The organism is Leucobacter sp. USHLN153 (genome assembly GCF_037145615.1).
Taxonomy (GTDB): domain Bacteria; phylum Actinomycetota; class Actinomycetes; order Actinomycetales; family Microbacteriaceae; genus Leucobacter.
The window spans coordinates 431,101-438,674 of the sequence record NZ_JBBCXE010000004.1; the positions used below are offsets into that span (position 1 = coordinate 431,101).

At 66.2% G+C, this 7,574-nt stretch carries 8 protein-coding genes; 7 read left to right on the forward strand and 1 reads right to left on the reverse strand.

Going from position 1 to position 7,574, the window contains the following annotated elements:
- The first annotated feature begins 82 nt into the window (after positions 1-82).
- The 3 genes from WFH00_RS09860 to WFH00_RS09870 are packed head-to-tail and all read left to right on the forward strand — an operon-like array spanning position 83 to position 2,858.
- Positions 83-253, forward strand: a complete 171-nt coding sequence (locus WFH00_RS09860) for a hypothetical protein (protein ID WP_336660654.1) — start codon at positions 83-85, stop codon at positions 251-253.
- Positions 250-1,740, forward strand: coding sequence for a purine-cytosine permease family protein (locus tag WFH00_RS09865; protein ID WP_336660655.1), 1,491 nt, complete (start codon positions 250-252; stop codon positions 1,738-1,740). The genes WFH00_RS09860 and WFH00_RS09865 overlap by 4 nt, the downstream gene beginning before the upstream one ends.
- Before the next feature lie 2 nt (positions 1,741-1,742).
- The gene (locus WFH00_RS09870) at positions 1,743-2,858 is read left to right on the forward strand and encodes a zinc-binding dehydrogenase (protein ID WP_336660656.1); all 1,116 of its coding nucleotides are present in this window, start codon (positions 1,743-1,745) and stop codon (positions 2,856-2,858) included.
- 179 nt (positions 2,859-3,037) lie between these two features.
- Here WFH00_RS09870 and WFH00_RS09875 read toward each other — a convergent pair whose 3' ends face one another.
- Positions 3,038-3,619: a helix-turn-helix domain-containing protein gene (locus WFH00_RS09875; protein WP_336660657.1), complete on the reverse strand. Its 582-nt coding sequence runs from the start codon at positions 3,617-3,619 to the stop codon at positions 3,038-3,040.
- 192 nt (positions 3,620-3,811) lie between these two features.
- Here WFH00_RS09875 and speB point away from each other — a divergent pair, with 192 nt between their 5' ends.
- The 4 genes from speB (at position 3,812) to WFH00_RS09895 (ending at position 7,338) form a co-directional block, all read left to right on the forward strand.
- Positions 3,812-4,759, forward strand: coding sequence for an agmatinase (gene speB, locus WFH00_RS09880; RefSeq protein ID WP_336660658.1), 948 nt, complete (start codon positions 3,812-3,814; stop codon positions 4,757-4,759).
- Between the two features lie 79 nt (positions 4,760-4,838).
- The gene (locus tag WFH00_RS09885) at positions 4,839-5,267 is read left to right on the forward strand and encodes a nuclear transport factor 2 family protein (RefSeq protein ID WP_336660659.1); all 429 of its coding nucleotides are present in this window, start codon (positions 4,839-4,841) and stop codon (positions 5,265-5,267) included.
- Positions 5,268-5,269: 2 nt separating this feature from the next.
- Positions 5,270-6,694: a purine-cytosine permease family protein gene (locus WFH00_RS09890; RefSeq protein ID WP_336660660.1), complete on the forward strand. Its 1,425-nt coding sequence runs from the start codon at positions 5,270-5,272 to the stop codon at positions 6,692-6,694.
- A gap of 2 nt (positions 6,695-6,696) precedes the next feature.
- On the forward strand, positions 6,697-7,338 hold the full coding sequence (locus tag WFH00_RS09895; protein ID WP_336660661.1) for a cyclase family protein: 642 nt from the start codon (positions 6,697-6,699) through the stop codon (positions 7,336-7,338).
- The last annotated feature ends 236 nt before the right edge of the window (positions 7,339-7,574 follow it).

Consider the following 7,574-nt stretch of genomic DNA (forward strand, 5'->3'; position numbering starts at 1 on the left):
AACGATCCGGTCTCGCCTAGGCTGGCTGCGTTCTCCGCGGAAGCGGAGTTGGGCCACACGGATACACAAGGAGGTCTGTCCCATGCATGCAGAAATGCGCGTCGCCGAAGAACTCGAGCGTCGCTTGACCGAGGTGGAGTCGCACGAAGCCGCTGATCCGCTGCACGCGAAACTCAGCGGGCGCAGCCTGACGCTGTTCCTCGTCGTTGCCGGCGTGATCGCTGTTGTCTCGTGGATCGCGGGTGTGATGTGAGCGCCCGCACGGAAACGGAAACGGAAACGGAGACGCGGGCGCTCCGCGTTGAGGCCGCGGTCGCTGAGGAGGCGACCTACGGCTCGCTGCCGCTCACGAAGAACGAGCGCACGTGGCGTGCGGGAGACTTCGGCTGGGTCACCCTGAGCCTTGCTATCGCAACGTGGGCATTCCTCACGGGTGGCTCGACCGTGCTCCTCGTCGGGTTCAGCGACGGTATCGCGGCGATGCTGCTCGGCAACACGATCGGCCTCGCAATCATGGTGCTCGGAAGCGTGCTGCTCAGCCAGCGGCTCGGCGTCGAGCAATATCGGGCATTGAAGTCCGTCTTCGGCGCTGTCGGGATCGCGATCATCGTGTTCACCGTCGTGCTCGTGACGGAGATGGGCTGGACCTCGCTCCTCGGAGTGATGTTCGGGCGGGCGTTCACCGAAATCTCGAATCAGGCCTTCGGCACGGGGTTCAACGTCGAAGGCCCGATCGTCACAGTGTTCGCGCTTGCCGCACTGCTCGGCGGCTGGTCCCTTCTGTCACGCGGCCCCGTCGCTATCAGCAAGCTGAACCGCTTCGTCGCGCCGGGTCTGCTCATCATCGTCGCGCTGATGATGGTGCTCCTCATGTCCCAGCATTCATGGGCGGATCTCTTCGCCGCGAAGCCGCTCGCGCCGTTCGAAGATGAAACGCTCAACTTTTCGATGGCCGTCGAGTTCAATCTCGGCGCAGGACTCTCGTGGTGGCCGGTGATGGGAACGCTCGCGCGCCTCACCCGCGGCCCGAAGGCAGCGCTCTGGCCCGCCTACGGCGGTATCTTCATTGGGACCGTTGTCGCCCAGATCGTCGGCATGGCTGCGGCGCTCATGCTGGGCGCTGCCGACCCGACCGCCTGGATGGTGCCTCTCGGCGGCCCTGTGCTCGGCATTCTGACGCTGCTCTTCGTGGGCTTCGCGAATGTGACGAGCATGGGTTCGATCGCCTACTCGACCGTGCTCGCGATCAAGCAGTCGAGCGGTCAGCTCCTCGCGAAGCTGCGGTGGCCGGCGCTCTGCGCGGTGTTCCTCTTCTTCCCGGCGGTGCTCACGCTGTTCCCGAGCTTCATGTACGGGCAGTTCATGACGTTCGTCGTGATCTCGGGAGCGTTCATCGCGGCGATCTGCGGCGTGATCATCGCGGACTACCTGATCGTGCGACGCCAAAATGTGCCGCTGCGAGCGCTGTACGCAAGCGGAACCAACGATCCCCTGCGTTTCACCGGGGGAGTGAACATTGCCGCGCTCGCCGCCGTGGTCATCGCGTCGGTGTTCTACCTCTGGGTCTACAACCCGATCACCCTCGAGACGCAGCCGATCTTCCGCTACGCGACGGCGACCCTGCCGACCGTAGTGATCGCGATCGTTGTGTATCTGATTCTCAACTGGCTTCTCTACGTGCGTCGAGGTCTCGGCGCGTACGGACAGGCCGATCCATTCGCGGCAGCGGGAAAGAAGTAGTGATGGCGGATACGAAACAGGTGCAGGCCGCGGTGTACCGCGGGGACAACGGCGACCGACTCAGCGTTGAAACGCTCGGGCTCGCCGCTCCTCAGCACGGCGAGGTGCGTGTGGCCGTGCGCGCCGCGGGCGTGTGCGGCTCTGACCGTCACGTGCTCGACGGGGAGTGGCAGGTTCAGCTGCCCGCGGTCATGGGGCACGAAGCCGCCGGCGTGGTCGAGGCCGTCGGTCCCGGCGTGCGCGGGCTCGGGATCGGCGATCACGTCGTCATCGCGTGGCACCAGGCGTGTCAGCGTTGCGGTGAGTGCACGAGCGGTAAGCCGTGGGCCTGCACGCGCGCGAAGTCGAACGACTCGCTGCTGCCGGACGGTACGACGCGATGGAGCGAGGCCGACGGCTCTGCAGCGTTCCCGTACCTCGCGACCGGTGCGATGGCGGAGGCCATCGTCGTCCCCGAGTTCGCGGCGATCAAGATCGACGAGCGAGTCCCCTTCGATGTGGCGAGCCTCATCGGGTGCTCCGTGGGCACCGGCTACGGCGCGGTTGTCAACAACGCGCGCGTGGTCGCGGGGGAGGCGGCAGTGGTCGTGGGCGCCGGCGGCGTCGGTCTCTCCATCATCTCGGCGCTCCGCCTCGCAGGGGCGACCCCGATCATCGCCGTCGACGTGTCCGAGGCGAAGCTCCGGGAGGCGCGGCGTGCAGGTGCGACGCACGCGATGATGAGCGGTGCCGATCTTGGTGAGCGCATCGCCGAAGCGACCGACGGCGGTGCCGACGTCGCGTTCGAGGCAATCGGGCGCGTGCAGACGATGCAGCAGCTCCCCGAACTGATACGGCCTGGTGGCCGCGCCGTGTTCGTCGGCCTGCCCCCCGAGGGGCAGAAGGTCGAGATCGACGGGCTCCTGCTCGCGTACGACGGTAAGACGATTATCGGCTCGAACTACGGCGGGCTCGTTCCCGCCCGCGACTTCCCGCGCGTCGCCTCCGCGTATCTCTCAGGTGCGCTGCCGCTCGACGAACTCATTAGTGCCCGAGTGCGGCTCGACGACGTGAACGAAGCGTTCGACGCGATGCGACGCGGGGAACGCACGCGGAGCGTGATCCTCTTCGACGCCTGAGCGGCGCTGAGCTCCACGCGGCCGGTGCGTCTTCCCGTGGGGAGGGCCACCGGCCGTTTGCATACCACCTTCGACGTCACACATCTGGCGTTGTCAGTGCGTTCGGTGCCTGCGGTACATGCGGTGCGCTCCGATGCGCCGAGCGCGCACCACCTGGCGATCGTCGAGGGAGTCGAGCCTCAGGACGACCCGCTCCACGCCGCGGGCACCAGCACCCAAACTGCCTCAGAGCCGGATGCGCCCGCGCGCCAGGTGTGAGGGGTGCGCCCGGGGAAGGTGAGGGTGTCTCCCGGCCCGAGGGTGACCTGACGGTCCGGGAACGTCAGCTCCATCTCGCCCGTGACGACGTGCAGGGATTCGAGGTTGCAGTTCACCGTGTAGAGCTGGTCTCCGCCACTCGCGTTCGGCTCCAGGGATGATCGGAGTACCTGTACGCGGTCCTCCGCGCGAGGCGTGACCAGGCGCTCGTCCGCGCCCGTGCCGCCCATGTTGATGGCCGGGGCGTTCGCCAGTGGGACCAGCTGCATCTCCGGCTCCTCGAAGAGGTTGCCGATCGGCAGCGAAAGAGCTTGGCAGAGCTGCACGAGCGTCGGCACGCTCGGCATCGTGTCATCGCGCTCGATCCGACTGATGAAGCCCTTAGTCAGGCCCGTGGCCCGCGCCAGCTGCTCGAGGGTCAAGCCCTGAGTGAGGCGCGAGGAACGGAGCTTCGCTCCGATGCGGATCGGTTCGGCAGCGGCGGTCGGATGTATCGGTCGCATGCGGTGCCGCCCTTCTCGTTGCGGCTCTTGAAAAACCCCGGGATCCTGCGCTCTCGCGTGAAGCGAACGCGAAGAACGCTCCGATGTCCACCGCGTTGACCTTCGTGCAAATACCAGCCTATAGTGATTGTGGGTTCACTGGTAGAACTCAGTTGTTTACTTATAGAAAACTTGGAAAGGACGAGACGCATCGTGACCTCTCACACTCCTCAGGGTCCGGTCGACGCGAGCCTCACGCCGCGCTACGCCGGCATCGCTACCTTCGCGAAGTTGCCCCGCATCGAGGACGTCCCCGCCGCTGACATCGCGGTCGTCGGCGTCCCGTTCGATTCCGGTGTGAGCTTTCGCCCCGGCGCCCGTTTCGGCCCTTCGCACGTGCGCGAAGCTTCGCGACTCCTGCGTCCGTACAACCCGGCTCAGGACGTTTCGCCGTTCAACGTGAAGCAGGTCGTCGACGCCGGCGACATCGTCGCGAACCCCTTCAGCCTGGATGAGGCGGTGCGGCAGGTCGAAGAGGCCGCGACCGAGCTCGGCGAGAAGGTCGACAAGATCGTCACCATCGGCGGCGACCACACGATCGCGCTTCCGCTGCTTCGCGCGATCAACAAGAAGCACGGGCCGGTAGCCGTGCTGCACTTCGACGCGCACCTCGACACCTGGGACACCTACTTCGGCGCTCCGACCACGCACGGAACGCCGTTCCGCCGCGCGTCCGAAGAGGGACTCATCGATCTCACCGCTTCAATGCACGGCGGCACTCGCGGTCCGCTGTACGGCAAGAGCGATCTCGAGGACGACGTCAAGCTCGGCTTCCAGATCGTGACGAGCGAGTTCGTCGAGGAGCACGGAATCCCCGCGGCCCTCGAGAAGATCCGTGCGCGGGTCGGCGACAAGCCGCTCTACATCTCTATCGACATCGACGTGCTCGATCCGGCGCACGCGCCGGGCACCGGCACCCCGGAAGCCGGCGGCCTCACCAGCCGCGAGATGCTTCGCCTGATCCGTGGTCTCGCTGACCTGCAGATCGTCGGCGCTGACGTCGTGGAGGTCGCACCGGCCTACGACCACGCGCAGATGACCGCGGTCGCAGCGAGCCACGTCGTGTACGAGCTCGTGAGCGCCATGGCGGCACGCGGCTAGTCGCCCTCCGGCGGGGAGCGGGTCTCTTATCCGCTCCTCGCCAACAGCCACCCTTACCTTCCCGCCAATGGAGGCACTCATGCACTCGGCACCCACCCATACCCCCGAACAGGCGGAAGTCCTCGCCGCGGCCGACGCCATCATCGACGCGTTCGCGGCCACCGACACTGACGCGTACTTCGCGGGCTTCGCTGACGACGCGAGTTTCATCTTCCACCCCGAGGCCGCGCGCCTGAATTCGCGCGCCGAGTACGAGGCGCTCTGGTCCGGCTGGGTGGAATCAGGCTGGCGCGTGACCGCGTGCACCTCCACGGATCGTATGGTGCAAACGTTCCCCGGCGGGGCGGTCTTCAGCCACACCGTCGCCACGAGCATCGACTCGGCCGACGGCCCCGACTCCTACGTGGAGCGCGAGAGCATCATCTTCCGCGCCGCAGAAGATCAGCCGCACGGCCTCATCGCGATCCACGAGCACCTCTCGATGACTCCCGAAGCAACGGAGGCTTGATCATGACCAGCCCCGAAACCATGGCGATGAATCTGGACGGCGAGCACGATTCCGCCGGCCCGGTGCGGGGAACGCAGTCCCTCCTCCACATTGCAATGATCTGGCTCGCCGCGAACCTCGTCGTGACGACGCTGCTGACCGGAACGCTCTTCACCCCGGCGGTCTCCTTCGGCACTGCCACGGCGATGATCGTCGTCGGCACGCTCATCGGCGTCGTGGTGCTCGTGCTCATCGGCAATATGGGCACCAGAACCGGCCTCCCGACGATGGCGCTCACCCGAGGCTCGTTCGGCATTCGCGGCAGCCTGATTCCCGCGTGCGCGAACCTCATCATCCTGATGGGATGGAGTTGGGTGCAGGCAATGCTCGCGGGCGTCACCGTGAACTATCTCGTACACGAGGCGACGGGTTTCTCGAATCCCATGCTCTTCTCGGCGCTGTGCCAGGCGCTCGTCGTGGTCCTCGCGATCTTCGGTCACACCGGCATCTCCCGCGTTGAGCCGTGGCTCGCCCTCGCGATCCTCATCGTCATGGGATTCGTCTTCGCGGCGGCCTTCGGTGCATTCAGCCCCGGTGAGTTCGCTGCGATCCCGGTCGACGCCTCGCTCGGCGGTACACCATTCATCACGCTCGACCTGGTGATCGCGACCGCAATCTCGTGGACGGTGCTGTCGGCCGACATGAACCGGCACGCGAAGAACAGCACGGCGGGCATCGTCGGCTCCGGCATCGGCTACACGCTCTCGACGTCGATCGCGATGTTCCTCGGGCTCGTGGCATTCAGCGCGGTGCTGCTGCGCGGGCACGAGGCGACTCCCTTCGACCCTTCGGTGATCGTCGCCGAGTTCGGCTGGCCGCTCGGGATCGCCATCTTCCTATCCGTCATGGCGACCAACACAATGGTGGTCTTCGGCATGGTGACGTCGGTCGTGAATGCTCAGTCGAAGTGGAAGTTGCGCTTCCTCCCGACCGCGATCGTGCTCGGCATCATTTCGGTCATCGGATCGACCTTCCTGGGCCTGCTGAACCAGTTCACCGACTTCCTCTTCATCATCAGCGCGTTCTTCGTGCCGGTTTTCGCAATCATGATCGTCGACTACTACCTACTGAAGCGCCGGGGGTATTCACGCCAGATTCTGCACGAACGACCCGAGAGCCGCTACTGGTATCGCGGCGGCGTCAACTGGATCGCCGTGATTGTGTGGGTGATCGGCGCGGTGCTGTCGTACGTGCTTGCGTACGTCGCACCGAGCCCCATCGGCGCGAACATCCCCGCCTTCGCGATCAGCTTCCTGCTGTACCTCGGTCTCATGCTCGGGATCGGCCGACGCGCCGGTCTCGGACTCGTCGACCCTCGTGACAAGCAGCCGACCGGCCACCTGCTCGACGGAGCCGACGAGACCGCGGCGCTTCGCCTCGAAAGCTGATCGTGACCGTCATCGACCTCAGTCACCCGATCGCCTCCGGGATGCCCGTCTATCCGGGTGACCCGGAAGTGTCGGTTTCTCCGGCTCTGTCGGTCGCCGTGGATGGCGTTGCCGTCGCTCGCCTCGACCTCGGCTCGCACACGGGTACGCACCTCGACGCGCCGTCGCACTCGATCGAGGGCGGTCGTACGGTCGACCGCATTCCCCTGGAGCAGCTGGTGGGGCCCGCGCGGGTGCTGTCGATCGGGCCTTCGCCCGCCGAAGCAAGTGAGGTGCTGGGTGCGGATCGCATCGCCGGTGACCTTCCCGAGCGATTGCCGCTGATCGTGTGCGTCAATTCCGGGTGGGATGTGCACTTCGGGGGAGAGCTCGGGACCTCTCACCCGGCCCTATCGCTCGAGCTCGCGCGTGAGCTGTGGGCGCGAGGTGCGCGCGTACTCGGCGTCGACATGCTGAGTCCGGACCCGACCGGCGGCGAGGGCACGATGCCCGTGCACGAGTTCTGGTTGGGAAACGACGGGGTCATCGTCGAGAACCTCCGCGGTCTCAGCGTCGTGCCCGACGAGGTGAACGTCGCCTTCCTTCCGCTGCGCCTGAGCGGAGGTGACGGTTCCCCGATCCGCGCCGTCGCGCTCGTCGGCTAACCGCGGTCGGGTGGTCTGGGTCGCCACGCCCGGGTTCCGGGCGCTGAACGTCGAAGCCCGCACTTTTTCCTCGATTGAACGCTCTCTTGCCGCCCATGGCGGTGGGGGAGCGTTTGTCGTTCGTGGCGCGACTTCCGCGTGTTTCCGGGGAGACACGCCCGGGATGCGGGCCCGTGTTGCCCGCACCCTGCGATCCACGTAATCTATTCCCTTGTCAGCGCGACGCAGCCGGACTG

Excerpts from the sequence above, each read along its gene's own strand:
- WFH00_RS09860 (WP_336660654.1), top strand. The coding sequence starts at position 83 with ATGCATGCAGAAATGCGCGTCGCCGAAGAACTCGAGCGTCGCTTGACC.
- WFH00_RS09870 (WP_336660656.1), top strand. The coding sequence starts at position 1,743 with ATGGCGGATACGAAACAGGTGCAGGCCGCGGTGTACCGCGGGGACAAC.
- WFH00_RS09875 (WP_336660657.1), bottom strand. The coding sequence starts at position 3,619 with ATGCGACCGATACATCCGACCGCCGCTGCCGAACCGATCCGCATCGGA.
- WFH00_RS09885 (WP_336660659.1), top strand. The coding sequence starts at position 4,839 with ATGCACTCGGCACCCACCCATACCCCCGAACAGGCGGAAGTCCTCGCC.
- WFH00_RS09890 (WP_336660660.1), top strand. The coding sequence starts at position 5,270 with ATGACCAGCCCCGAAACCATGGCGATGAATCTGGACGGCGAGCACGAT.